Annotated in this window: 21 protein-coding genes and 1 tRNA gene; 14 read left to right on the forward strand and 8 right to left on the reverse strand. The window is 57.7% G+C overall.

Annotated elements, in window-relative coordinates; translation table 11 throughout:
• The first annotated feature begins 1 nt into the window (after position 1).
• The 7 genes from ETHHA_RS03835 (at position 2) to galE (ending at position 10,739) form a co-directional block, all read left to right on the forward strand.
• Entirely contained in the window at positions 2-826 is an 825-nt protein-coding gene (locus ETHHA_RS03835; protein WP_013484693.1) for a carbohydrate ABC transporter permease, read from the forward strand.
• 16 nt (positions 827-842) lie between these two features.
• On the forward strand, positions 843-3,845 hold the full coding sequence (locus ETHHA_RS03840) for a glycoside hydrolase family 2 TIM barrel-domain containing protein (RefSeq protein ID WP_013484694.1): 3,003 nt from the start codon (positions 843-845) through the stop codon (positions 3,843-3,845).
• Positions 3,846-3,918: 73 nt separating this feature from the next.
• On the forward strand, positions 3,919-6,243 hold the full coding sequence (locus ETHHA_RS14385; protein ID WP_013484695.1) for a beta-galactosidase: 2,325 nt from the start codon (positions 3,919-3,921) through the stop codon (positions 6,241-6,243).
• Between the two features lie 12 nt (positions 6,244-6,255).
• Positions 6,256-7,302 (forward strand): aldose epimerase family protein, encoded by a 1,047-nt coding sequence (locus ETHHA_RS03850; protein ID WP_013484696.1) that lies wholly within the window; start codon positions 6,256-6,258, stop codon positions 7,300-7,302.
• A 41-nt stretch (positions 7,303-7,343) separates the two neighbouring features.
• On the forward strand, positions 7,344-8,618 hold the full coding sequence (locus ETHHA_RS03855) for a galactokinase (protein ID WP_013484697.1): 1,275 nt from the start codon (positions 7,344-7,346) through the stop codon (positions 8,616-8,618).
• Positions 8,619-8,687: 69 nt separating this feature from the next.
• On the forward strand, positions 8,688-9,680 hold the full coding sequence (galT, locus tag ETHHA_RS03860) for a galactose-1-phosphate uridylyltransferase (protein WP_013484698.1): 993 nt from the start codon (positions 8,688-8,690) through the stop codon (positions 9,678-9,680).
• 27 nt (positions 9,681-9,707) lie between these two features.
• Positions 9,708-10,739, forward strand: coding sequence for a UDP-glucose 4-epimerase GalE (gene galE, locus ETHHA_RS03865; protein WP_013484699.1), 1,032 nt, complete (start codon positions 9,708-9,710; stop codon positions 10,737-10,739).
• A gap of 182 nt (positions 10,740-10,921) precedes the next feature.
• Here galE and ETHHA_RS03870 read toward each other — a convergent pair.
• Positions 10,922-11,008: transfer RNA gene (locus ETHHA_RS03870), tRNA-Leu, on the reverse strand.
• A gap of 254 nt (positions 11,009-11,262) precedes the next feature.
• Between ETHHA_RS03870 and ETHHA_RS03875 the strand changes: the two genes are divergently transcribed.
• The 6 genes from ETHHA_RS03875 (at position 11,263) to metA (ending at position 17,559) form a co-directional block, all read left to right on the forward strand.
• The gene (locus ETHHA_RS03875; protein ID WP_013484700.1) at positions 11,263-12,327 is read left to right on the forward strand and encodes a D-alanine--D-alanine ligase family protein; all 1,065 of its coding nucleotides are present in this window, start codon (positions 11,263-11,265) and stop codon (positions 12,325-12,327) included.
• A 9-nt stretch (positions 12,328-12,336) separates the two neighbouring features.
• The gene (murI, locus tag ETHHA_RS03880; protein WP_013484701.1) at positions 12,337-13,152 is read left to right on the forward strand and encodes a glutamate racemase; all 816 of its coding nucleotides are present in this window, start codon (positions 12,337-12,339) and stop codon (positions 13,150-13,152) included.
• Positions 13,153-13,163: 11 nt separating this feature from the next.
• Positions 13,164-13,622, forward strand: coding sequence for a YwiB family protein (locus ETHHA_RS03885; RefSeq protein WP_013484702.1), 459 nt, complete (start codon positions 13,164-13,166; stop codon positions 13,620-13,622).
• Positions 13,594-15,288: an arginine--tRNA ligase gene (argS, locus tag ETHHA_RS03890; protein WP_013484703.1), complete on the forward strand. Its 1,695-nt coding sequence runs from the start codon at positions 13,594-13,596 to the stop codon at positions 15,286-15,288. The genes ETHHA_RS03885 and argS overlap by 29 nt, the downstream gene beginning before the upstream one ends.
• 282 nt (positions 15,289-15,570) lie before the next feature.
• The gene (locus ETHHA_RS03895) at positions 15,571-16,398 is read left to right on the forward strand and encodes a metallophosphoesterase (RefSeq protein ID WP_159033351.1); all 828 of its coding nucleotides are present in this window, start codon (positions 15,571-15,573) and stop codon (positions 16,396-16,398) included.
• Positions 16,399-16,641: 243 nt separating this feature from the next.
• A complete protein-coding gene (gene metA / locus ETHHA_RS03900; RefSeq protein WP_013484705.1) occupies positions 16,642-17,559 on the forward strand; it encodes a homoserine O-acetyltransferase MetA in 918 nt (305 codons plus the stop codon).
• Positions 17,560-17,664: 105 nt separating this feature from the next.
• Here the strand turns inward: metA and mreB are convergent, their stop codons facing one another.
• The 6 genes from mreB to ETHHA_RS03930 form a co-directional block, all read right to left on the reverse strand.
• The gene (gene mreB, locus ETHHA_RS03905) at positions 17,665-18,687 is read right to left on the reverse strand and encodes a rod shape-determining protein (RefSeq protein ID WP_013484706.1); all 1,023 of its coding nucleotides are present in this window, start codon (positions 18,685-18,687) and stop codon (positions 17,665-17,667) included.
• 196 nt (positions 18,688-18,883) lie between these two features.
• Positions 18,884-19,561: a ComF family protein gene (locus ETHHA_RS03910; RefSeq protein WP_013484707.1), complete on the reverse strand. Its 678-nt coding sequence runs from the start codon at positions 19,559-19,561 to the stop codon at positions 18,884-18,886.
• Positions 19,558-21,765 (reverse strand): SF1B family DNA helicase RecD2, encoded by a 2,208-nt coding sequence (gene recD2 / locus ETHHA_RS03915; RefSeq protein WP_013484708.1) that lies wholly within the window; start codon positions 21,763-21,765, stop codon positions 19,558-19,560. Before recD2 ends, ETHHA_RS03910 begins: the two co-directional genes overlap by 4 nt.
• Before the next feature lie 123 nt (positions 21,766-21,888).
• Positions 21,889-22,398, reverse strand: a complete 510-nt coding sequence (locus ETHHA_RS03920; protein ID WP_013484709.1) for a GNAT family N-acetyltransferase — start codon at positions 22,396-22,398, stop codon at positions 21,889-21,891.
• Between the two features lie 133 nt (positions 22,399-22,531).
• Positions 22,532-23,308, reverse strand: coding sequence for a M23 family metallopeptidase (locus ETHHA_RS14390; protein WP_013484710.1), 777 nt, complete (start codon positions 23,306-23,308; stop codon positions 22,532-22,534).
• Positions 23,309-23,394: 86 nt separating this feature from the next.
• Positions 23,395-23,841: a MerR family transcriptional regulator gene (locus ETHHA_RS03930; protein WP_013484711.1), complete on the reverse strand. Its 447-nt coding sequence runs from the start codon at positions 23,839-23,841 to the stop codon at positions 23,395-23,397.
• A 174-nt stretch (positions 23,842-24,015) separates the two neighbouring features.
• Between ETHHA_RS03930 and ETHHA_RS03935 the strand changes: the two genes are divergently transcribed.
• Positions 24,016-24,642 carry a flavodoxin family protein gene (locus tag ETHHA_RS03935; protein WP_013484712.1) on the forward strand — a complete coding sequence of 209 codons (627 nt, stop codon included), beginning with the start codon at positions 24,016-24,018 and terminating at the stop codon, positions 24,640-24,642.
• A gap of 6 nt (positions 24,643-24,648) precedes the next feature.
• On the opposite strand, the gene spoIID is transcribed toward ETHHA_RS03935, so the two are convergent.
• Entirely contained in the window at positions 24,649-25,680 is a 1,032-nt protein-coding gene (gene spoIID, locus ETHHA_RS03940) for a stage II sporulation protein D (protein WP_013484713.1), read from the reverse strand.
• Between the last annotated feature and the right edge of the window lie 53 nt (positions 25,681-25,733).

The following is a 25,733-nucleotide window of genomic DNA, read 5'->3' on the forward strand; positions in this document are numbered from 1 at the left end:
GATGAAACGCACCGGTACAAAAGCTGCTATTTACATCATCCTCACGGCAGCCTCCATTATCGCTATTTTCCCTTTTATCTGGACATTCATCGCTTCCACCCACAACAACACGGAAATTTTCAATTTAAGCAATACGCTTATTCCAAAAGGTAATTTTCTAAGCAACCTTACCAAGCTCCAGCAGGCGGTGCCTATTTGGAACAACCTGCTCAACAGCCTGTTTATTACCATTGTCTTCACGGTTCTGACCCTGTTGATTGATTCCATGGCCGGCTATGGGTTTGCCAAGTATCGCTTTAAAGGAAAAAACGTCATCTTTTTTGCCTGCCTGATCACCATGATGATTCCGCCGCAGGTCACGATGGTGCCGTTGTTTATCCAGATGACCAAGATGAACTGGGTGAACACGCCCTGGGCCATCATCATTCCAAACCTGGCCGCGATGTTCGGCGTGTTTTTGATGCGGCAGAGTTTTGAGCAGTTCCCCAACGATCTGATCGAATCTTCGCGGATTGACGGGGCAGGGGAAATAAGCACCTTTTTCCGCATCGTTTTGCCTACCATGAAACCGGCATTGGCCTCCTTGGGAATCCTGACGTTTGTCAGCCAGTGGGGCAACTATATGTGGCCGTTGATCGTGCTCAACAAAGCGGACAGCTATACGCTGCCGCTGGCGCTGGCCATGCTGGTCGCACCGGGCAATGTCATCAACTACGGCGCCATTATGGTGGGTGCGGTCATCGCGTTGATTCCGGTATTGGTGTTCTTCCTCGTCTTCCAGAAGAACTTCATTCAAGGGATGCTCAGCGGGGCTGTGAAGGGTTAGAGAAGAGGTCTGCATAATGAATCTGCCAAACTATTACGAAAATCCTGAAATCACCAGCATTGGGACCATGCCGGATCGGGCCTATTACATCCCGGTCCCGGAGGGAACGGCAGACGCGGGCGGCCGGCTGGCCGATTCCGGCTGCGTGACCCCGTTGGATGGAACATGGCTTTTCCGGTTGTTCCCCAATGTGCTGGAAGTGCCGGAATGCTTCCCGCAGCCATCCTATGATGAGTCTGACATGGAACCGATCACGGTGCCGTCTGTCTGGCAATGCGGCGGGTACGATGCGCACCAGTATACCAACACGCGGTATCCCATCCCGTATGACCCGCCGTATGTGCCTTTCCAAAACCCCTGCGGCGCCTATGCCACTTGGTTTGACTACGCCGACCAGCGGGATGGCTCGCATATGTTCTTGAATTTTGAAGGGATTGATTCCTGTGCGTATGTCTACATAAACGGACAATTTGCCGGTTTTCATAAAATCTCGCATGCGCATGTGGAATACGACATTACCCGTTTTCTGCGGGAAGGCCGTAACAAACTGGCTGTTTTGGTATTGAAATGGTGTGATGGCACCTATTTGGAGGATCAGGACAAATTGCGTATGTCCGGTATTTTCCGAAGTGTTTATCTCCTGCGGCGTGCGCAGAACCATTTGCGGGATTTTACGGTTTCCCAACAGTTTTCAGAAGATCTGAAAACCGCATGGCTGCACGTAAGCGCCCGGTTTTTAGAGGGTATCGGATCGATCGCATACCGATTTTGGGACGGCAATACGCTCTTGGCGCAGGGAGAATCCGCCGACGGAATCTTTTCTCTGCAAGTGGACGCACCAAAACTCTGGAATGCGGAACAGCCTTATCTCTATAACCTGGAGCTGTCGTCCTGCGGAGAAACGATCCGGGAACCGGTGGGGCTGCGCAAAATCGAGATGCGAAAAGGCGTGGCGCTCCTGAACGGCAAATCGTTTAAAATCAAAGGCGTCAACCGGCACGACAGCGATCCGGTGACCGGTTATACACAATCTGCGGAACAGCTTCTGCGTGACTTGACATTGATGAAAAACCACAACATCAATGCCGTTCGCACCAGCCACTACCCTCCTTGCCCCGAACTGCTGTACCTGTGCGACCGGCTGGGATTTTATGTGATCGACGAGGCGGACATCGAAGCGCACGGCGGCATTGATCTCTATGGCGCGGATGAACGGGAGATCGGCAGGCTGGCGGCGGACAGCCGTTTTGCAAACGCCATCCTCCGCCGGGTGCAGCACCTGGTCGCACGGGACAAAAACCGCCCCAGTGTCATCATGTGGTCGCTTGGGAATGAGTCCGGATATGGGGACAATTTTGTAAAAGCCGCCGAATGGGTTCACGCAGCCGATGCTTCCCGCCCGGTCCATTACGAAAGCAGCGTGCATCCTTATCCGGGCACGAACACCGATCTGTCGGTGTTGGATGTCTACAGCCGCATGTATGCGTCCACCCAGTTTGTGGATACCTATTTCAGCCAACCGCAGCAAAAACCGTTTATCCAGTGTGAGTTCTGCCACGCGATGGGCAACGGCCCGGGGGATCTGGAAGATTATTTCAAACAGATCTATCGTTATGACGGCTTTTGGGGAGGGTGTGTTTGGGAATGGTGTGACCACGCCGTCTATGCCGGGGAAACGCCGGATGGGAAGCCCAGGTATCTGTATGGCGGTGATTTCGGTGATTTTCCAAACGACGGAAATTTTTGTGTGGATGGTCTGGTCTTTCCGGACCGCACACCGTCCACGGGGCTTCTGGAATATAAAAACGTTCTGCGGCCGGTGCGCGCAGAGGCTGCGGATACGCGGCAAGGTATTTTCATTCTGAAAAACTGCCAGGATTTTTCCGACACGGGCAATACGGTGGACATTGTTTACGAACTCACGCGCAACGGCAAAACGGTGCAATCCGGCTCGTTGCCGACTCTGTCCATTGCGCCCCACACGGCAGAGACCGTCAGCATTCCCTACGTGCTGCCGGAAGACGGACGCTGCTTTTTGCGCCTGCGCTATCTGAAAAAGGGCGGCGCCGATTGTGTCCCCACGGGGACAGAGCTGGGTTTCGACCAGTTTGAACTCCCGGTCAGTGGCGGGTTCCAACTGCCGGAGCTTGTGGTGACCGCTCCGGTCTCTTTTGAGGAAGGGGAACGGTACATCTCTATCTTCGGCCGGGACTTCCGCTATGGCTTTGACCGTTATGAGGGGACGTTCACCAGTTTGACTTCTAAAGGCAAAGAACTGCTCACAGGGCCCATGAGCCTGAATATCTGGCGCGCGCCTACCGATAACGACCGAAACATCAAACACGAATGGTATGCGGCCGGATATGACCGGGCGCTTCCCAAGGTGTATGAGACGGATGTGAAACGAGACAGGGACTGTGTGGTATTGCATTGTCGGTCATCACTGGCGCCCCTTTTCATCCAGCCCGTCCTGCACATCGACGCTGCCTACCGCGTACACGCGAGCGGTAGGGTGGACGTTTCTTTTGAGGTCCGCAAAAACCCCGTTATGCCCGTTCTTCCACGGTTCGGTGTCCGGCTGTTTTTAGATCGCGCATTTTCGCATGTGCGCTATTTTGCCTACGGGCCGATCGAAAGCTATGCCGACAAACATCAGGCGTCTTACCGCGGCTTGTTTGAAAGCACAGTGGAAGAGCAGCATGTGCCGTATATCCGTCCGCAGGAAAACGGCTCCCACTTCGGCAGCGAATATCTGGAGCTGGCCGGGGGCGGTACGGCTCTGGCATTCACCTCGAATCGGCCATTCAGTTTTCAGGCATCGCCGTACACCCAGGAAGAACTCACGCAAAAAGAGCATGAATTTGAACTGGAACCGGCCGGGGGCACGATTTTGTGCGTGGACTATAAACAGAACGGCATCGGCTCCAACAGCTGCGGCCCGGAATTGCTGCCAGACTATCGTTTTGATGAAAATGCGTTCACTTTTGCATTTTCCTTTCTGCCCTATGCATTGGATTGATGTAAGGAAACCGGGGCATCCGGCTGTACGACAGCATGTTTAGCCCGGTCGGAGGCCTTTGGAGGATTGATATATGATACAGAAATATATGGATTTATCGCATATCCAAACAGAAAGCCCGGTTTCGCTGGGCGCTTTCGGAGGCAGCAACGGGCAGGAATCTCTTGCCGTGAACAGCCGCTATTTTACGCGAAACGGCCGCCCGGTTTTTCCTATCATGGGTGAGTTCCATTTTTCCAGATATCCCGCGGCGTATTGGGAAGAATCCCTGCAAAAAATACGCGCCGGCGGTATCCAGGTCGTCGCCAGTTATGTGATCTGGATCCATCACGAGGAGGAACAGAACGTTTTTGAATGGTCGGGCAGTAAAGATCTGAACAAGTTTGTCCGGCTCTGCCAAAAAACCGGCCTGCGCGTCCTGCTGCGCATTGGTCCGTGGTCCCACGGGGAATGCCGCAACGGCGGCTTCCCCGACTGGCTGGTGCATGCGGGTGTTCCACTGCGGGAAAGCAACCCGCAATATCTGGCACATGTCAAACGGTTTTACGCGCAGATCTACGAGCAGGTCAAAGGCCTGTTTTTCGCCGAGGGCGGACCGATTGTCGGTGTTCAGATAGAAAATGAATACGGACATTGCGGTGGATTGCAGGGTGAGCCGGGCATCGCGCATATCAAAACGCTCAAGCAGATGGCAGTGGAGATTGGATTTGTCACACCGTTCTATACGAGCACCGGCTGGGGCAACGGTGTGGTGGTGGAGGATGAAACCCTGCCTGTTCTTGGCGGATACGCGGAGGCCCCCTGGGATCAGCATACCGACGAACGGAAAGCCGCGCGGGAATATCTGTTCACCCCCATCCACCGAGAAACGGATATCGGAACGGATCTTTCCGACGGGATGAGCGGCGAATACGCATACGACATCAGCCGATATCCCTATCTGACGGCGGAGCTGGGCGGCGGGCTGGAACCGACCCATCACCGCAGGCCCATCGTCAGCGCGGATGACACCGGGGCGCTTGTGCACGCTTTTCTGGGCTCCGGCGCCAACCTGCTGGGATATTATATGTACCACGGCGGGACCAACCCGGCGGGCAAATTTTCCACATTGCAGGAGTCGCGCGCAACAGGCTATCTTAATGATGTTCCCGAGTATTCCTATGATTTTCAGGCGCCCATCGGGGAGTACGGCCAACTCCACGAATCCTATAGCCGTTTAAAGGCGTACCACCTGTTTTTACAGGATTTTGGTGAAGAAATGGCCTTGTCTTCCTGCTGCCTGCCGGAAGATAACGCGGCAGATGCCGAAGATATGGACAGCCTGCGTTATTGCGCGCGGTATGGCGCCAAAGGTGGGTTCCTGTTTTTGAGCAATTACCAGCGCCGCCGCCATATGGCGGAGAAGCAGGATGTCAATATCACGGTAAACACGGCCAATGGCACCTATGCGTTTGAGCACATCGCTCTTCCGGATGGAAGATATGTGTTCTATCCATTTGAGATGGATCTGGACGGGATCACGCTTGCATCGGCGACCGCACAGCCGCTCTGCCGAATACGCAACAGCGGCCAGACCACCTTTGTGTTTTTCGCCGACGAAGATACCCCCGCCATTTTCCGGTTCCGCGCCGAAACGGTGCGGCCGGATTCCGTTGGCGGCGGGATGTGTTTCACGGAGAAAGATATTTTGGGACTGCGCGTGGTTCCGGAAGCGTTTGCGAAGGCGCTTGAACTCACGGGGGTCGACGGCATATCCGTCCGCCTGTTGGTTATCCGCCGGGCCGACGCTTACCGCGCGTGGAAAGTGGGGGAGCGGGGGGAACAATACCTCATTCTTACGGACGCTGCTGTCCGGCAGGAAAACGACCGCCTGGTTCTGAGCAGTACCCGTCAGCGGACCGACTTGTTTTCCTATCCGGCTTTTCCGGAAAAGGCATCTGCCGTATTCCAGGCGGCCGGCACATATGGAGATTTTGCGGGCGGCGTTCTGCATTTTCCGGATGCGATGTGTTCCCCGTTTGTGTCCGTTCAGGCTGCCGAAAAAACGGCGGACGGAGCAATGGAATACACCCTGTCGGTCAAGCGGTCGTGCGGCGCGGCAGTGGACGACGACTTTCTGACCATCCGCTTTGCGGGCGACCGCGCCAAGCTGTTTATCGACGGCGCCGTGGCGGCCGACTGGTTTTATACAGGCACGGGCTGGGTGGTCGGGCTGAAGCGTTTCAGCACATTGGAGGGCCGCTCGTTGCACCTGCGCATCGAACCCCTGAAAGACACCGACAAGGTGTTTCTTGAGAAAAAGCCGGCATTTGAAAACGGTGTGGCCTGCATGCTGCGCGATATCCGCATCACCCCGGAATATGTCTGCCGTCTCCCGATCGCGCATACCAAACCATGAGAGGGTGAGAAGATGCCCGAACCAAAACGATTCGGCACGACCAAAGACGGGCGGGAAGTCCGGTGCTTTTTGCTGCGGAACGTTTCCGGCATGTGTGTGGAAATTCTGGACTATGGCGGAACCGTGCGTTCCTGCAAGGTGCCGGATAAAACGGGCGCAATCCGGGATGTCGTGCTGGGCTACGATACGGTGGAAGCCTATGAAGCCGGTTCCTGCTATTTCGGGGCGCTCATTGGGCGATGCGCCAATCGTATCGCCGGAGGGCGGCTCCGGGTGGATGGCCAAAACTATCAGTTGACGCGGAACGACGGTCCCAATCATTTACATGGGGGCAAAAACGGCTTGAACCGTCACCTTTGGGAGGCACGGCAGATTTCCGATTCCACGCTGGTGCTGCACGCCGAATGTCCGGATGGAGAAGATGGGTATCCCGGCAACCTGTCCGTTACCGTGATCTACGATCTGTCGGACGATGGAGAGCTGTCCATCGATTACCACGCCGTTTGCGACCGGGACACGGTCTGCAATCTTACCAATCATATGTATTTCAATCTGGCGGGACATGACAGCGGCGCCAGCATTCACGGGGAGAGCATCCGTATCGACGCCGATTCCTATACGGAGACCGACGCTGCGAGCATCCCGACCGGTGCGGTCCTGCCGGTGGAGAATACCCCCATGGACCTGCGTGCCCCGGTTGCCATCGGGGCGCATATCGAGGATGATTTCCCGCAGTTGCGTCAGGCCGGCGGATACGACCACAACTGGATCGTGCGCGGATATGACGGGCGCTTAAAGGAAATGGCGTTCGCCTGCGATGAATCCTCCGGCATTGTGCTCCGTGTGTCTACCACATTGCCGGGCGTGCAGTTTTACACCGGAAATTTCATTCCGCGTCACCAGGGGAAAGACGGTGCGTGGTACGGCAGGCGCTCCGCGTTCTGTTTGGAAAGCCAGTATTTTCCCGGGTTGTTGGAAATTCCGCCTTATCCGTCTCCGTTTTTGTCGAAAGGCCGGGAGTATCACCAGACGACGGTCTATCGCTTTAGCTTACGATAATCATTTCAGCAAACAACCAAACAGAGCGAGGAGGAATTTACATGCATACATCCGAAGCAGCGGAAAAGATCCGATCCGGCGCGCTGGATAACACATTCATTACCTTGTACGGAGCCGATGCCGTTACGGCGCAGCGCGCGCGCTACGACAAAGCCATCACGTCATTCGTTAACCAATTCGGCGACGGCGATGTGCAGATTTTGAGCGTGCCGGGGCGCAGTGAGGTAGGGGGCAACCACACCGACCATAACCATGGACGCGTGTTGGCATGCGCGGTCGACCTGGATATCATCGCGGTCGCCGGAAAAACGGATGCGCCAACGATTCGCATCCTGTCGGAAGGCTTCGCACTGGATGAAGTGGACACGGGGGCCCTTTCCCCATCCGCAGACGAACAGTACACGTCCAAAGCGCTGATACGCGGGGTGACCGCCAGGGCCAAAGCATTGGGATATGCGGTGGGCGGGCTGAAAGCCTACACGACTTCCAGCGTGCTGAAAGGAAGCGGCCTGTCTTCTTCCGCGGCTTTTGAGGTCATGTGCTCGAACCTGCTCAGCCATCTGTACAATGAGGGAACGATTGACGCCGTCACCATGGCAAAAGTGGGCCAATATGCCGAGCGCGAGTTTTTCGGAAAGCCCTGCGGGCTGATGGATCAGACCGCCTGCGCCGTCGGCGGCCTGATCTGCATTGATTTTGCCGACCCGGAAAATCCGGTGATTGAAAAAGTGGACGTTGATTTCCGGCAAAGCGGTTACACGCTTTGTATTGTGGACACGGCAGGAAACCATGCCGATCTCAACGATGATTATGCCTCCATCCAGTCTGAAATGAAAGCGGTGGCTGCGCTGCTGGGTCACACCGTCCTGCGGGAATGCGCAGAGCGCGATTTTTACGACCGGCTGCCGGAGATCCGTAAAAAATTGGGCGACCGCGCCGCTTTGCGCGCCGTTCACTTCTTCGGCGACGACCAGCGTGTTTTGAAAGAGGTGGACGCCCTGCGGACACAGAATTTTGCATCGTTTTTGGATTTGGTGGCAAAGTCGGGACGCTCGTCTTTCCAGTGTCTGCAAAACGCTTACTCCATCCAGGAACCCAGGCAACAGGGCTTGCCGCTGGCGCTTGCCCTTTCGGAAAAACTGCTGGACGGAAAAGGCGCATGGCGTGTGCACGGCGGCGGATTTGCCGGTACGATCCAGGCGTTTGTGCCGAATGCGCTGGTGGATGCGTATGCTTTGGAAATGAACCGCGTGTTTGGGGCGCGCGCGTGCTACCGGTTGCTGGTGCGGCCGACGGGAGCGACCCGCGTCTTATAAAAAATTCACCCGACTGCCCTTGCATGGGACGGCCGCTTCAACAAACAACTGCCGATTTGGGGGATTATTATGGCTGAACTTCGCTGGCATCCGTTTATCCGCGACTGGGTGATGATCGCGTCATCCCGTCAGAACCGCCCGCAAATGCCGAAGGACTGGTGCCCGTTTTGCCCGGGTTCCGGAAAAGTACCCGATCATTACGACGTTCTAAAATACGACAACGATTTTCCTGCGCTTTCGCAGACGCCGCCGGAGCCGGATGATGTCGCCACCGATTTCTTTAAGGTGCGCCCGGCCTACGGCAAGTGTGAAGTCATCCTGTATTCGCCGGAGCACACCATCACGCTGCCGGAACTGCCGGTGCCGCATATCCGCAAACTGGTGGACCTCTGGGCGGAGCGGTATGACGCGCTGCGCCGGGATGAGAAGATCAAATATGTTTTCATTTTTGAAAACCGCGGCGATGTGGTGGGTGTGACCATGCCGCATCCGCACGGGCAAATCTACGGGTACTCGGTCATTCCCAAAAAACTGCGGTTGGAGCTGGAGGCGAGCGAAGCCTACTACAACGAAAATGACCGCTGCCTGTTCTGTGACAGCCTGAAAGCAGAGCAGGATTTTCAAAAGCGCGTCATTTTTCAAAACGACCATTTTGTCTGCTTGCTGCCGTTTTATACGGAGTATCCATATGGCGTGTATGTCTACAGCAAACGCCACATCGGCGCCATCGCGGATTTCACGGGTGAGGAGCGTGACGCGCTGGCGGCTATGCTGAAAGAAACCACCGGAACGCTCGACAGCCTGTTTGGCTATAAGTTTCCATATATGATGTGCATGCACAACGCGCCGGTCAATTCCGGCAATACCAGTGCGTATTACCATTTTCATATCGAATTTTTCCCGCCGATGCGCTCGGAAAAAAAGCAGAAGTTCAACGCTTCCAGCGAAACCGGCGCATGGGCGCACTGTAACCCGACTTGTCCCGAGGAAAAAGCGGAAGAACTGCGGCAGGCGCATGCGCGTTTTCTTGCATCCGCAGCCGGGCAGGCGGACAACCATTGATCCGACCATAGAAGGAGGAACCGTGACATGCGTATATTGGTGACCGGAGGCGCGGGCTTCATCGGCAGCCATACCTGTGTTGAACTGTTGCAGGGCGGGCACGAAGTCATCGTGCTGGACAATCTCTACAATAGCGCTGTGACTGCCCTGCGCCGCGTGGAAAAGATCACGGGCCGCAGTCTGACGTTTTGCAAAGGGGACGTGCGGGACGGTGCGCTTCTGAAAACCATTTTTGCCAGGCATGCCGTTGATGTGGTGATCCATTTTGCGGCGCTCAAGGCTGTGGGCGAATCCGTACAGAAGCCTCTGGAGTATTATGACAACAACATCGGCGGCGTGGTGACGCTTTGCAAAGCCATGCGCGAAGCGGGCGTGCACAGTATCATTTTCAGCTCGTCCGCCACGGTGTACGGCGTGCCGGAAACGGTGCCTGTAAAAGAGGATTTCCCCTTATCCGCCACCAGCCCTTATGGACGCACCAAACTGATGACGGAAGAAATACTGCGGGATGTTTTTGTGGCGGATAATCGCTTCAGCGTGGTTCTGCTGCGGTATTTCAATCCCATCGGCGCGCATGAGAGCGGGCTCATCGGCGAATACCCCAAGGGCATTCCCAACAATCTTACGCCGTATATCGCACAGGTGGCCACCGGTAAACTAAAAGAATTGAAAGTGTTTGGAAATGACTATCCCACGCCGGACGGCACCGGAGTCCGAGACTATATCCATGTGGTGGATCTGGCGAAAGGACATGTCTGTGCGCTGAAAAAGGCATCGGAACCTGGCGTGCATATCTATAATCTCGGCACCGGTGTTGGATATAGCGTCCTGCAGGTCATTGCAGCGTTTGAAAAAGCGTGCGGCAAAACGATTCCCTATGTGTTTGCGCCCCGGCGGGCGGGCGACGTGGCGGAAAACTACGCCGACCCGTCCAAGGCCCTGCGCGAACTGGGCTGGAAGACGACGAAAGGAATCGACGATATGTGCCGTGATTTGTGGAACTGGCAGTCCAAAAACCCGGATGGGTATCCGGTTGAAGACAAAACCGGCACGGAATAGATAAAATTGGATTTTCAAAGCAAAGCGGCGTGGGTGTGCCGATGGTTTGCAATGGACGAAAGAAATGGCAAAAGCGCACGTAATCCGAGCCCCTTTCCAACAGGAAAAGGGTTCGGATTACGTGCGCTCGGCAGGTCTGGCCCCAAAAGATGCGCGGTACAGACGCAGGCACAAAGCAAAACTGGTGCCGCTGACGAGACTTGAACTCGTACGATGTTGCCATCGAGGGATTTTAAGTCCCTTGTGTCTACCGGTTCCACCACAGCGGCTTATCGAAAAGCAGAATCCATGATAGCATATTTGAGACAAAACCGCAAGCGTTTCAGCCGGTCCGCATGGCAAAAGCCTTATTGCTTTACGAAACGGTAACAAAATTCCATATTGTGGTAATCGACGTTGTAAAGCCGCCGAAAATGTGGTAATATAATACGACGGGGGTTCCGGCTGCCGGACAAAATCTTCGGCGGCGTTTCCTTTAGAATGAACGATTTGATTTGAATATTGTTATGCGGAGATGAGCATTTTGAAAAAACCGCGTGTAGCCGTCCTGTTTGGCGGCATGTCCTCGGAGCATGCAGTTTCTCTTGTTTCGGCCACTTCGGTCATTGCCAATATTCCGCGTGATCGGTTTGATGTAGTAATGATCGGCATCACGCGCGACGGCGAATGGCGGCTGTTTGAAGGCGATGTTGAAAAACTGGCCGGTTCCGGCTGGGAAAGCGACCCGTCCAACCGGCCGGCGTTCATCGCGCCCGATTCGCGCGTGCATGGGATCGTGGCGCTTTCACCGGATGGTCGGATCGAAACCATCCGTCTGGACGTCGTGTTCCCGGTGCTCCATGGTCTGAACGGCGAGGACGGCACGGTGCAGGGGCTGCTGACCCTGGCGCGCATTCCGTTTGTCGGCTGCGGTGTAACGGCTTCCGCAGTCTGTATGGACAAAGCGATCACCAAAGCGCTGTGCGATACGTACCAGATCCCGCAGGCCAAATGGGAAACGGTGCGGGTCTCCGATCTGAAAGACAACGGCAAAGCGGTTGTGGAACGCCTGGAAGCGCATCTGGGCTACCCGTTGTTTGTAAAACCCGCGAATGCGGGCTCTTCGGTGGGGATTAGCAAAGCGGCCGACCGTGAAACACTCTACAAGGCCATCGAAACCGCTGCGACGCATGACCGTAAGCTGGTGTTTGAAGAGGCCGTGAACGGCAGAGAAATTGAGTGCGCCGTGCTGGGCAATGAGGAACCGGTCGTGTCCTGCTGCGGAGAAATCAAACCCTGCAACGAATTTTATGATTATAACGCCAAATATCTGGCCGGCCGCACGGAACTGGTTATCCCGGCGAGTCTGCCGAAAGATGTATCCGAACGCGTACGTCAGACCGCAATGCGCGTGTTTCGGCTTTTGGGCTGCCGGGGTCTGACGCGCATGGACTTCTTTGCCTTGGAAGACGGGACGGTGCTCCTCAACGAGCCGAATACCATCCCCGGGTTTACGTCCATCAGCATGTACCCCAAACTGTTCGAAGCCGGTGGCATCTCTTATGGCGAACTGTTGGAAACCCTGCTGCGGCTGGCGATGGAAGGGTGAGAGACTGTTTTGGATAATCGGCCTATCGGCGTTTTTGATTCAGGGCTGGGCGGTTTGACGGTGATTCGGGCGCTGGAGCGTACTCTCCCGCATGAGGACCTGATCTATTTCGGAGATACTGGCCGCGTGCCCTATGGCACCAAAGGGAATGACACCATCGTCAAATATTCCGAGCAGATCGTGCGCTTCCTTCGTGGCTTCGATGTCAAAGCGATCCTGATCGCCTGCAATACGGTCAGTTCGGTCGCATTTGAAGAGGTGTGCGCGCAGGCGGGCGTGCCGGTTTTCGGCGTGGTGGAGCCGGCTGTGGAGGCGGCTGTGCGCACGACCAGGGGCGGGGAAATCCTCGTTTTGGGTACCAGCGCCACGGTGCGCAGCGGTGCGTATGAACAGGCGATCCACCGGTATCTTCCCGATGCGGGAGTGCGCAGTCGGGCTTGCCCTCTGTTCGTGCCGCTGGTGGAAAACGGTCACTTCGCGGCGGGCGACCAGTTGGCCGAACTGGCAGCGCATGAGTATTTGGATTCATTCATCGGGCAGGGCGTGGATACCGTCATCCTCGGCTGCACGCATTATCCCATTCTGCGTTCGCTCATCGCGAAGATTATGGGCGGGCAGGTAGAACTGGTGGACTCCGGCTGTGAAATGGCCGTGCGGGCTGCGGTGGCAATGGATGAGCGCGGCCTGCTCACCGACAGGGAAGAACCCGGCAGGCAGAATTTTTATGTTAGCGACTATTCTGAAGATTTCACCCGGCTGGCGGGCGTACTGCTGGAACACTCGCTGGCGGGGTATGTGGAAAAGACCAATATTGAGAAATATTGACGGAGGAAACCATGCAAAAGGATGTGCTCATCAGCATCACCGGTACGGTCATTTCGGAAGAAGGTGTGCCGGACGTGATCGAACTGGTGACAGCCGGGCGTTATTACAGGCGTGACGGCAAATATTATATCCGGTATCTGGAGAGCGAGGCCACGGGCTTTGCCGGAGTGACTACCACGGTGAAAGTGGAGGGCGAGCGCTCGGTCACGCTCACCCGCAGCGGCCCTGCCGCGTCCCGGTTGATCCTTGAACACGGCAAACGCCATCTCTGCCAATACAACACGGGCTTGGGACAGATGATGGTCGGTATTTCCGGCTGCCAGATCCACAGTGATCTGGGGGAGCTCGGCGGCGAGCTGGAGTTCCACTATATGCTGGACGTCAATTCCAATCTGGTCAGCCGCAACGAAGTGCGGATCAGTGTCAAGGAGGCAAACGGGCATGCAGAACCTGATGTATACAGCAACTGATGAGATCCGCCATGTTGTGATGCAGGCAATGGGGCGCCTGGTGGCGAGCGGGAAGCTGCCGGCCGAGCCGCTGCCGCCGTTCGGGGTGGAAGTGCCGGCCGACCGCGCCCACGGTGATTTTTCCGCCAATGTGGCCATGGTGAGCGCCCGTGCGCTCAAAATGCCACCGCGCAAGATCGCCGAAGCTGTTTTGGGAGAACTGTGCCTAAAGGGCACCTATTTCACGCACGCCGAGGTGGCGGGACCGGGATTCCTGAATTTTTTCCTCGCGCCGGCATGGTATACGGCCATTCTGAACGCCGTGCAGACCGAGGGGGAAGGGTATACCCACACCGCGCAGGGCGGCGGTAAAAAGATCATGGTTGAATATGTGTCGGCCAACCCCACCGGACCCATGCATATGGGCAATGCGCGCGGCGGCGCACTGGGCGACTGCCTGGCAGCGGTGCTGGAGCACGCCGGCTATGATGTGACGCGGGAATTCTATGTCAACGACGCGGGCAACCAGATCGCCAAATTCGCCGTTTCACTGGAGGCGCGTTATTTCCAGATATTCAGGGGTGAAGACGCGGTGCCTTTCCCGGAGGATGGTTACCACGGCGACGACGTTCGTGAGCGCGCGAAAGAGTTTGCAGCGCAGTACGGCAAGCAATATCTGGACGCGCCGGAGGATGAACGCCGCAAGGTACTGGCGGCGTTCGGCATCGAGCGCAACGTAAAGAAGCTGCACGACGATCTGCTCAAGTATCGCATTGAGTACGATGTGTGGTTCCGTGAGAGCGTGCTGCACGAGGACGGTGAGCTGGCCGACGTCATCGCGCTGCTCAAGGAGCGGGGCGCAGCTTACGAAAAGGACGGCGCGCTGTGGTATGCGGCCACCCGTTTTGGTGCGGAAAAGGACGAGGTGCTGGTGCGTGCCAACGGTATTCCGACCTATTTCGCGGCGGATATCGCCTACCACCGCAACAAGTTTGAAAAGCGCGGGTTTGCCAAAGTGGTGGATGTCTGGGGCGCGGATCATCACGGCCATGTGGCGCGTCTGAAAGGCGCAATGGACGCCATCGGCGTCGGCGGTGACAAGCTTGATGTGGTGCTCACCCAACTGGTGCGGCTCATGCGCGGCGGGGAAGTGGTGCGTATGTCCAAGCGCACCGGCAAGGCCATCTCGCTGGACGACCTGTTGGAGGAAGTGCCGGTGGACGCGGCGCGTTTCTTCTTTAACCTGCGTGAAGCCAACAGCCATCTGGATTTTGATCTGGACCTTGCGGTGGAACAATCCTCGCAGAACCCGGTCTATTATGTCCAATACGCCCACGCGCGTATCTGGAGCATCCTCAAGAACCTGGCGGCGGAAAATATTCACCCGCGCGCCTGCACGCCGGAGGAATTCGGCCTGCTTTCCGCCAGCGAGGAGCGGGAATTGATCCGGCATCTTGGGCTCCTGCCAAACGAGATCGACGAGGCCGCGAAAGCCTACGATCCGGCACGTATCACCCGTTATGTGCTCGACCTGGCCACCAAGTTCCATAAGTTCTACAATGCGCATTATGTACGTGGGGAGGACGAGCCGCTGATGCAGGCTCGGCTGAACCTCTGCCTGTGCGTACGCGACGTACTCAAATATGTGTTGGATATGCTGAAGATCACCGCACCGCAGACCATGTGATCCATATGCCGCGTTTCACGCCCGCCCGTTTGGGCGGGCGTTGCCTTTGATCGGTCGCGTTTTGGGGACAAATGGTATAGCGGGTGGGACAGCTTCATATCATGCCAACAGGCGGGCTGTTCATGATTTTGCAAAAACTGTATGCTATTCTGAACGCAAGAAGCCCGGGGGACGCGTGCACCGAGATGCGGCGCCGGTAAACGAGATCATGGTGAAAAATGCAGGATGTTTGGACCCGCGCGGCACAAAGGGGTTCTGAACCGACGGCACGGGGGTGCTTTTTTGCTTACAGTTACATCTTTGGAAATCCGTTTGAGCTGCTTGCCCGCTGCGTTTGACGGATTTCGTATCATCCATTTGTCCGACCTGCACGGGCGACGCTTTGGCAAGGCAAACAGCCTCCTGTTGCAGGCGGTGCTGGAACAATCGCCGGATCTTGTGGTCGCCACGGGAGACATGCTCGACCGCAAACACGAGGGCGGCGCCGCATTTTTGGAACTTGTGCATCCGCTGGCGGTCCATGTGCCGGTTTATGCGATCCGGGGCAATCATGAACAGTATATGGCCGACCATATGGATGAAGCGCCGTTTTTGGCGCAGTATGAAAAAGAGCTGCGTGACGCGGGCGTGACCCTGCTGGACGACCGTGCGGCGCTGTTTTTCCGTGACGGTGCACACATCCTGTTTTATGGCATCACGCTTCCGCGATTCTGCTATAAACCGCAGGCGGCGAAAGCCCCCTATGCTTGCCTGCCGCCGGATGCAGTGGCCCGGCATGTGGGCCTGGCCGATGAAAGCCACTGCGGCATTCTTCTTGCGCATTCGCCGTTGTTTTTTCATTCCTATGCCGACTGGGGCGCCGACTTGGTTCTTTCCGGTCATATGCACGGCGGTCTGATTCGCGTGCCGGGGGTGGGCGGTCTGCTTTCCCCCTATCACCATTTTTTTCCCCGATATGACGCCGGGCTGCATGTGCTGGGAGATGCCAAACTGGTGGTTTCCCGCGGGCTGGGGGACAGCCCGTTGCGTGTGCGTATCTGCAATCCTCCGGAAATCGTCGTCGTCACGTTGCGCGCGGAGCATGCGCAGGCGGCGGATGAACCTGTTTGAAGGCTTTTCGATATTATGCGAAAAACCTGGGTGGCTGTCCTTTCAACGGGCAGTTGCCCGCTTTTTTGTGTGAAAAACCAGTGCAAGAGATGGCGGAAACGGTTTACAAAAAATTACATAGTATTTTTATATTGAAGGTATGGAATGGGTTTGTTATAATGAGTGGTAATAGACAAATGGCTGCAAATTTGCAGGATATCCTGCAAATACATATGCTCAGGTGCGCAAAGGGGAGAAGCATTCATGCCCATCAAAGTGCCGGACGGTTTGCCGGCGATCGGAGTGCTGGAAAAAGAGAATATCTTTTTGATGACCGAAGACCGCGCCGTGCATCAGGATATCCGCCCCATCAAATTGATTATCCTGAATCTGATGCCTACCAAGGTGGTGACCGAAACACAGCTTTTGCGGTTGCTGAGCAATACGCCGCTGCAGTTGCAGGTGGATCTGCTACAGACCGCGACGCATGAAGCCAAGCATGTTTCAGGCGAACATCTGGTGGAGTTTTATAAAACGTTTGACGATATACGGAAAGAGCGATACGATGGCATGATCATCACGGGTGCGCCGGTGGAGCAGATGCCCTTCGAGCAGGTGGACTATTGGCAGGAGCTTTGTAAGATCATGCGCTGGTCCAAAACCAACGTCTACTCCACCCTGCATATCTGCTGGGGTGCGCAGGCGGGTCTGTATTACCATTTCGGCGTCCCCAAATATCCCTTGCCGCAAAAGCTGTTCGGTGTCTACCCGCACCGGCCTCTCCGGCGTAACCATCCGCTTCTGCGCGGGTTTGACGACGAATTTTATGTTCCGCATTCCCGGCACAGCGAGGTCCACGCGGAGGATATCGAGAAAGTGCCCGAGCTGGTGATTTTGGCCGACTCCCCGGAAGCCGGCGTGAACATCGTGGCCAATAAAAACGGGCGCCAGTTTTTTGCCACCGGCCATCTGGAATATGACCGTTACACGCTTGCGCGCGAATATGACCGGGATGTGAAAAAGGGCCTGCCCATTGCGGTTCCGACGAACTATTTTCCGGGCGACGACCCGTCGAAGAAGCCGCTGGTCAAATGGCGCGGACATGCCGCTTTGTTTTACACCAACTGGCTCAACTACTATGTCTATCAGGAAACGCCGTATGATCTTGCGGATCTGAAATGATCCTGCGGTAAGCGGCCGAACAGAAAAGCGGACCGGCAGGGCACAGTATCTGTGCAGCTTCCGGTCCGCTTTTTATGCGAGGGTACGCGGCGGTGGGCGCTTCGGTCACCGATCGCGGTTCAGGCGCGAAAGATGGATGAGTCCATCTTCCAGGATGTTCAGATGTTCCAGCGCGAGGCCGGTGCCGCGCGCTACACAGGTAACGGGGTCGTCTGCCACGCGGGTGCTGATGCCGGTGTGCGCCTCGATGCGCTTGTCCAGCCCGTAGAGCAGGCTGCCGCCGCCGGTGAGTACGATGCCGTTGGTGACGATGTCGCCCACCAGTTCGGGCGGTGTGCGCTCCAGCACCGAATGGATCGCGTCCAGAATACTGCGCAGCGGCGGTTCCAGCACCTCGCGGATCTCTTCCGAATCGGTTTCCACCATTTTGGGCAAGCCGGTGACCAGGCTGCGGCCTTTTACGTTCATCTGCTCCTTGGTTTCGCGCGGCGCTACGCAGCCGATGGCGATTTTTACATCTTCTGCCGTGCGCTCGCCGATGAGTACGTTGTATTTGCGGCGGATGAATTTGACGATCATCTCATTGAACACATCGCCCGCCACTTTGATAGAGGCGGCGACCGCCGCGTCCTTGAGCGAAATGACCGCAATATCGGTGGTGCCGCCGCCGATGTCGACGATCATGTTGCCGTTTGGCTCGGTGATGTTCAGCCCGGCACCAATGGCGGCGGCGATGGGCTCCTCCACCAGATAGACCTTGCGCGCACCCGCCTGCATGGCGGCGTCGTATACCGCGCGCTCCTCCACTTCGGTGATCATGCTGGGCACGCAGATCATGATGCGCGGCTTGAACAGGCGGTAATTGCAGACACGCTTGATGAAATAGCGCAGCATCTCGCCTGTCAGGTCGAAATTGGAAATCACCCCGCCGCGCAGCGGGCGCACCGCTACGATGTCCGCCGGCGTGCGGCCAATCATCTTCTGTGCCTGTGTGCCGGTGGCTACCACCCGGTCGTTCGTTTTGTCCACCGCTACCACGGATGGTTCCTGCAACACGATCCCTTTGCCTTTTATGTTGATGAGTACGGTTGCCGTACCCAGATCGATTCCGATGTCGCTTCCCGCCATTGTTCTCTCCTCTGTGATCATGAGCGGCGGGACCCGTAGGCCCCGTCCGCGCGGTTCCTTTGTGTCGATGCCGGCCTCCGGCCGCCGTTCTGGCCATTTGCCCGCAGGCACCATCGCGGTATGTAGTAGGTCGGCCTTTTTTATTATAGCGCATTTGCGCGTGGTTTCCAATGCCTTTTGTGCCGGTTTCCAGCACTTACCGCACGCAGGCGACGGCGATGCAGCGCACGTCCGCCGCGCCGGCGAGCATTAAAATGCGCGCGCATTCGTGCAATGTGGCGCCGGTGGTGAGGATGTCGTCCGCCAGTAGGATGCGCTTGCCCTGCACATCGGTGCAGACGGCGAACGCCCCGAACACGTTGCCCCAGCGCTCCGTGCCGCCGCAGGTGTGCTGGGGTTTGGTGTCGAACGGCTTTTGCAGTGTTTCGGCGTAGGGAAGTGTCAAATGCCCGGCCAGCGCGCGGGCAAACAGTGTGGACTGGTTGTAGCCGCGCGCGCGCAGCCCCTTTCGGCTGAGTGGCACGGCGGTAACCAGATCAACCGCCGCGTCCGCCGTGACGCGCCGCGCCGCCGGGAGCGCGAGGGCGGCAAAGCCCGCCGCCACACCCGGATGCCCGTGGAATTTCAGCCGGGCAATGCCCCGTTTGACGGCGTCTTCATAATAATAAGCCGCCGCGCAGGCCGAAAAAGCAAAGCTTCGGCGGCAGGCACAAAAGGCCTTGCCGCGCCCGCAGCCGGAGCAGACAGGTTCTTCCACGCGGGGCGCTTTGCCTGCGCAGGCAGGGCAGGCGAACGTGCCCTGCGGCACCACCGCGCCGCAGAAAACACACCGCGCGGGAAAGAGCACGCCTGCGACCCGCTCGAGCAGGCTCATGGTTCCTCACCCGCCTGCAAAAACGCGCAAAGCCCGGTGTATCGCTTGGAGCGGCGGTCGTTCTGCACCATCTGCTCGATGGTCTCTTTTCGCCCCACGAGGATGGTGATTTCTTTGGCGCGGGTGACCGCCGTATAGAGCAGGTTGCGGTAGAACAGCATGGGCGCGCCCGAAAACAGCGGCAATACCACGGCCTTGAACTCGCTGCCCTGACTTTTGTGCACCGTTACCGCATAGGCCAGTTCCAGTTCCTCCGCATGGTCGGGGCCGTATTCCGCCAGACGGTCGTCAAAGCGCACCCACAGCGTGCCGGTGCGGCGGTCGATCCGTTCAAGCAGGCCCACGTCGCCGTTGTAGACGCCCGCGCCCTGCTCGCCGTTGTCGCGCTGCCACGCGAGATCGTAATTGTTTTTCACCTGCATGACCTTGTCGCCCTCGCGTAGCACCCCGAACACCGTCGGGCGTTCTGCCTTACCGCCGCCCGCGGGGTTGAGCACGTCCTGAAGCAGTTTGTTGAACGCGCCGGAGCCCAGTTCACCTTTTCGTCCCGGTGTGAGCACCTGCATATCCCACAGCGGGGAATAGCCGTAGGCGGCGGGCAGGCGGGTGTGCATCAGTTCCACTACGGTGGTGCTTACCTGCGCGGCGGTGTAGCGCGGCATGAAGAAAAAGTTGCCGTCGCGTCGGGCGAGTTCGGGCATTTTGCCGCGGACGATGCGGTGGGCGTTGGTGACGATGAGGCTTTTGGCGGCCTGACGGAAAATCTCGTCCAGCACCACGGTGGGCACCTTGCCGGAGTCGATCATATCCCGCAGGGCGTTCCCCGGGCCCACCGGCGGCAACTGGTCGGCGTCGCCCACCATCACAAGGCGGCAGTTTAGTTTCAGCGCGCGCAGCAGCGATTCAAGCAGCATCACATCCACCATCGAAAGCTCGTCCACGATGACGGTGTCGCAGTCAAGCGGGTTTTTCTCGTTGCGGGTGAAACGCGCGGTATCCTCGCTTTCAAACGACATTTCCAGCAGGCGGTGGATGGTTTTGGCTTCCCGCCCCGAAACCTCCGACATCCGCTTGGCCGCCCGGCCGGTGGGCGCGGCCAGCGCCACTTTCAGCCCCATGCCCTCGTAAACATGGATGATGGCGTTGAGGGTGGTGGTTTTGCCGGTGCCCGGCCCGCCGGTGAGAATCATCACGCTGTTGCGGCAGGCGGTCTCGATGGCTTCCCGCTGCTTGCGGGCATAGGTGATGCCCATGCGTTCCTCCGCTTCGCGGATGCGGGTGCCGGAGTCGCCCATTTCCGGCAGCCTGATGCCGCGCATGAGCAGCAGCCGCCCGGCGATGTAGCTTTCGGCGCGGTGTGATTCCGGCAGGAACAGCACTTGCCGCCCGCCGATCTCCTCGTCTTCCAGTTCTCCCTCGGCCGCCATATCGTCGATGGTGGAGGCGGCCGTGTCTGCGTCGATGCCGAGCAGAGCCTGCGCCAGCCCGGCGAGTTTTTCCCGCGGGATGTAGGTGTGGCCGCCGCTGTAAAGGTTGTGGCGCAGAATGTGCGCGATGCCCGCGTGGATGCGAAAGGCGTCGCCCTTGTCCATGCCCATCTGCATGGCGATGGCGTCCGCGCGCTCAAACCCGATGTACAGTCCGGATTCACAGAGGGCGTAGGGGTTGCGCTTGATGATGTCCACGGCATTGGCGCCGAAGCGCTTCCAGACACGGATAGCCTGCGCTGCCGTGACGTTGTATTGCTGTAGAAACAGCATGCAGGTGCGCACGCCGAACTGGCTTTTGTAGGCTTCGCTCATCTCCTGCGCCTTTTTTTCGGAGATGCCCCGGACCTCCGTGAGCCGTTCGGGGTGGTTTTCAAGAATGTCCAGCGTGTCCACGCCGAACACGTCCACGATGCGTTTGGCGGTGGCGGGGCCGACCCCTTTGACTGCGCCGGAGGAGAGATAACGCAGCATGGCGGACTCGGTGGCGGGCAGCTCGCGCTCGAAGGTTTCCGCCTTGAATTGCCGGCCGTAGGAGGGGTGCTTGCCCCATTCGCCCTTGACGGTGAGCGTTTCGCCTTCGGCGATCTCGAACACATGCCCCACCACGGTGCAGAGTTCCTCGCCGCAGGCCAGTTCAAAAACCGTCCAGCCGTTTTCCCTGTTGCGGAATACCACCGATTCCACGGTGCCGCGCAGCGTTTCCTGTTCTTCCATGCCGCTCCCTGTTTCTGTGCCCGACGGCGGGCGTCGCCGGGCCGTTTCCACAAATTGATTCTGCAATATTATACACCGGGGGCATGGAATTGTAAAACAAAACGCGGCGGCGCGGCAAACGGTTCAGGGTTGACGGCACAGCACTTTTTCAAATGCAAAGCAGTGGAAATGGCCGGGCTCCAGACAGACGGTTCCACGGTTTTCATATCCGTTTCGTTCATAAAGGCGGCAAGCGTCCGCGTTTTGTGCGAACACGTCCAGCCGGATGGACGTGCAGCCCTGTTCCGCCGTGATTTGCTCGGCAAAACGCAGAAAACCGGACGCGATTCCCTGCCGCCGGTATGCCGGATGCACACACAGCCGGTGGAGCACCCATGCGTTGCCGTTTTTGTCGCGCCAGTTCCGTGCATCGCATTCCGCTTCCTGTTCCCGGTTCAGGACAAAGCAGCCGACGATGCGCCCTTTGTCCGTTTGGACATAAAGCGTGCCCTCCGCGAGATCGTCCCCCAGGACCGGTCCGGGGTAGTCGGCGTCCCATTGGTGAATCTGCCGCGCTTCCAGATCGGCAATGGCGGCTTCTACAAGTTCCAGCAGCCGCGGCAGTTCTGCCGGTCGGCCTTTGCGAATCTTCATTGGTATCTGTCCTTCTCGTTTTTCAAAAACAGTATAGCATACCTGTTGAAAGAGAAAAACGGCAGTTTTGCAAAAAAACAACGCCGCCTTCCTGCGGCAGACCACAGGGAAGCGGCGCAAAAGCGTTTTTCCGTTATTTGGACTGAACGGTGACCAGCGGATCGATCGGCTGTCCGTTTTTCATCATGGCAAAGTGCAGATGCGGTACGAGCGAAATCTCGCTCTGTGCGGACTGGCCCACCGCGCCGATTACGGTGCCGGCCTGCACCTGCTGCCCTTTTTTCACCGCCACCTGGTCGCTCAGGTTGGCATAGATGGACTGCAGGCCGCCGCTGTGCTGGATGATGACCTCCTGCCCGAGCATGCTGTCTACCTTCACGTCGAGCACCGTGCCGTCCGCGCAGGCTTTCACCGGTGTGCCCTCGTCCGCGGCAATGTTCACGCAATCGCTTACCCGCCAGTCGTCCATGGTTTTGTCATAGATCGGGGTGTTGGGGCTGTAGGCGGTGATGACATCGCCGGTAACGGGCATGACGTAATAATTGGGCGCGGCAGTCTGGGCGGCGGAAGAAGCGGCGGAAGAAGCGGAGGACGACGGGGCGGAAGACGCGGCCTGCGAAGACGACGCGGAGTCCGCGCCCGACGAAGACCGGCTGCCCGTCACGCCGCTGACCGTGTTGACGGTCTGTTCCGCGCCGTCCCAACCTGCGGCGTCGTCCGAACCGGCGGACGATGCCGATGCGGCGCCGGATGACGAAACGACGCCGACGCCCAGGTTCTTGAACGTCCCGTTGGCAGCGATATATGCGGCGGAACCAATCGCCACGAGGCAGAGAGCAAGGGCTATGTAGAAGCCCTTACCGCTCATGAACTGGGAAAAACGCGATGGTCTCATTTTGAATTTACTCATTTTTTGCACCTCCGGTAGTATTCTGGCCGGAAATGCAGGAGCTTATGCAAAATGAGACGTTTTTCTCGCCGGAAACCGGCTGGAAATCATTGACGGGATTCGGCGGCCAGATGGACCTGTTTTTTATGCAGCGCGCACAGGCCGCACGGTGGGATCGGTTCGCCGCTGTCGGCCGCGGCGGCGGCCTGCCGATAATAGGAAAGCTTTTCGTCTATGGTCGCAAGATTTTCCTCGAACGCGGCGATTCTTTTCAGCACGTCCCGCCTGTGCTGCTCCAGTATCGCGACGCGCCCGTGCAGACCGGCGCTTTCGTCCTTGCGGGAATCCATGAACACACGGATCGCCTGGATGGACATGCCGGTCTTTTTCAGGCAGCAGATGAACAGCAGGGTTTCCAGGGCGTTCTCGTCGAACAGGCGGTTTCCGGTAGAGTCGCGCCGCAGGCGGGGCAGCAGCCCCTCTCTTTCATAATAACGCAGGGTGTGTGCGGCAAGACCGGTGATCTTTGCCGCCTGCGCGATGCTGAAATCCATTGTCTCCTCCTGGTACGGGTGTGAGCGCGTGTCTGCAAACAGTATACCATGTGCGGCCGAAAAAAGTCTGAAAAAAGGCTTGACTTCAAGTGGACTTTAAGCGCTATACTGTGCTCGGACGAAGGAAACCGGCTGTTTCGGACGGAAACGGCGTGCCGGAAAGGAGCATGCATCATGCGCGTAGTATTAATCAACGGGAGCCCCCGCGCGACGGGGAACACCCGCCTGGCGCTGGACACCATGGCGGAGGAACTCAAAAAGGAAAGCATCGAAACCGATATCGTGCACGTGGGCAGCCAGCCCATCCACGGCTGCATCGCCTGCGGCTACTGTGAAACCTCTCCGGAGCACCGCTGTGTCTTTAAGGATGACCCGGTGAACGAAACGGTGGAAAAGATGCGGCAGGCCGACGGATTCATCCTCGGCGCGCCCACCTATTACGGCGGCATTGCGGGCGCGATGAAATGCTTCCTCGACCGTGCGTTCTACACCAGCTCCGGCTATTTCCGCTACAAGGTGGCCTCGGCAGTGGCGGTGGTGCGGCGCACCGGCGGGCTGGACACGCTGCACCAGCTTCAGAACTATCTGGCGCTGGGCGAGACCATCACCCCGCCTTCACAGTACTGGACGGTGGGCTACGGCACCGATAAGGGGGAGCTTGCGGAAGATCCCGAAGGCATGCAGACCATCCGCAAACACGCGCGGGCGTTTGCATGGCTTCTCAAGGTGGTGGACGCCGGCAAAAAATCCGTGCCGCTGCCGCCCGAGGAAGCGCATATCTACACCAATTTCATTCGCTGAACAGCATTACCATGGAAAAGGCGTGACGGCGACGCCGGTGTAATAGTATTTCACGATATCCTGCCAGCTTTTGCCCTGTTTGGCCAGCGCGCAGGCGCCGTATTGCGAAAGCCCCACGCCGTGGCCGTCACCCAGCACAGTGAACGTGAAGGTCCCGTTTGCAAACTGCACGTCAAAATGGGTGGAATGCAGCCCGAACAGGGATTGGATGTTCGTCCCGCTCACCGTCTTGCCGCCCAGACGCACGGTGAGCACGCCGCCCGCGTCTGAGTGGGAAACAATGCCGATCCACCCGGAAGGGTCGGGTCCGAACGCCGCGCCGGAGACATCCGACGCGGCTGCTTTTTGGAACGCGGCCTGTGAAACGCGCACGGTGCTGTGGTAATCCGGGGCGGCACTGTCCCAGGTGCTGCTCACTTCCACCAGATAGGGCACGTCGTCGCCCCAGATGTCGTGGCTGCTTTCCGTTTTGCCTGCCGAACAGGAAAAATAGAGCGCGTTGATGAGCTGGCCGTTCTGGGTGAGGGCGAATCCGTGCACGGCCTGCACCGCCTGGGTGATTTTGGCCCACTGCCAGTCGAAGTCGCTGCCGAAACGTCTGCGTGCGGTCTCCTCGGAAATATACGATTGGTAGTGCGAGGGGTCGTCCGACACATCCGCTCCGCCAATGGACGCGGCCGCGGCCGGGTGAGTCCGGTGGTAGGCGCGCTGCACGGCGGCGTAGGTGAAAGCCGCCGCCGCCTGCGCCTTGAGTGCCTCGCCGGGATATTCCGCCGGCATCTCCGCCGCCACTACGCCGCGGACATAATCATCGGCGGAGAGGGTTTCTGCCGATTTTGTCCGCGTGTGGTAGACGGTGAAGCCGCCGTCCGTTTCGGCCGCAGAGACGGGAACCGGCTGCACGGGGGGGGCCTGCGTGACCGAAGATGCATTTTTTGCTGTATTATATTGCACGTTTGTATTCAAAGCCAGCGCAGCGAGGGGAATTATCAATAAAAAAATCGTAAAAGCTGCAATGGGGAGAATGTAGTCTTTCATTTTTGCTCCCGTCCTCTTGACGCAACCTCTTGTTTTAGGGTAGAATAAACGTA

The sequence above is a fragment of the Ethanoligenens harbinense YUAN-3 genome, assembly GCF_000178115.2.
Classification (GTDB): Bacteria; Bacillota; Clostridia; order Oscillospirales; family Ethanoligenentaceae; genus Ethanoligenens; species Ethanoligenens harbinense.

Coding starts and splice junctions, on each gene's coding strand:
- ETHHA_RS03835 (WP_013484693.1), top strand. CDS start 2: ATGAAACGCACCGGTACAAAAGCTGCTATTTACATCATCCTCACGGCA.
- ETHHA_RS03840 (WP_013484694.1), top strand. CDS start 843: ATGAATCTGCCAAACTATTACGAAAATCCTGAAATCACCAGCATTGGG.
- ETHHA_RS14385 (WP_013484695.1), top strand. CDS start 3,919: ATGATACAGAAATATATGGATTTATCGCATATCCAAACAGAAAGCCCG.
- ETHHA_RS03850 (WP_013484696.1), top strand. CDS start 6,256: ATGCCCGAACCAAAACGATTCGGCACGACCAAAGACGGGCGGGAAGTC.
- ETHHA_RS03855 (WP_013484697.1), top strand. CDS start 7,344: ATGCATACATCCGAAGCAGCGGAAAAGATCCGATCCGGCGCGCTGGAT.
- galT (WP_013484698.1), top strand. CDS start 8,688: ATGGCTGAACTTCGCTGGCATCCGTTTATCCGCGACTGGGTGATGATC.
- galE (WP_013484699.1), top strand. CDS start 9,708: ATGCGTATATTGGTGACCGGAGGCGCGGGCTTCATCGGCAGCCATACC.
- ETHHA_RS03885 (WP_013484702.1), top strand. CDS start 13,164: ATGCAAAAGGATGTGCTCATCAGCATCACCGGTACGGTCATTTCGGAA.
- argS (WP_013484703.1), top strand. CDS start 13,594: ATGCAGAACCTGATGTATACAGCAACTGATGAGATCCGCCATGTTGTG.
- metA (WP_013484705.1), top strand. CDS start 16,642: ATGCCCATCAAAGTGCCGGACGGTTTGCCGGCGATCGGAGTGCTGGAA.
- mreB (WP_013484706.1), bottom strand. CDS start 18,687: ATGGCGGGAAGCGACATCGGAATCGATCTGGGTACGGCAACCGTACTC.
- ETHHA_RS03910 (WP_013484707.1), bottom strand. CDS start 19,561: ATGAGCCTGCTCGAGCGGGTCGCAGGCGTGCTCTTTCCCGCGCGGTGT.
- recD2 (WP_013484708.1), bottom strand. CDS start 21,765: ATGGAAGAACAGGAAACGCTGCGCGGCACCGTGGAATCGGTGGTATTC.
- ETHHA_RS03920 (WP_013484709.1), bottom strand. CDS start 22,398: ATGAAGATTCGCAAAGGCCGACCGGCAGAACTGCCGCGGCTGCTGGAA.
- ETHHA_RS14390 (WP_013484710.1), bottom strand. CDS start 23,308: ATGAGTAAATTCAAAATGAGACCATCGCGTTTTTCCCAGTTCATGAGC.
- ETHHA_RS03930 (WP_013484711.1), bottom strand. CDS start 23,841: ATGGATTTCAGCATCGCGCAGGCGGCAAAGATCACCGGTCTTGCCGCA.
- ETHHA_RS03935 (WP_013484712.1), top strand. CDS start 24,016: ATGCGCGTAGTATTAATCAACGGGAGCCCCCGCGCGACGGGGAACACC.
- spoIID (WP_013484713.1), bottom strand. CDS start 25,680: ATGAAAGACTACATTCTCCCCATTGCAGCTTTTACGATTTTTTTATTG.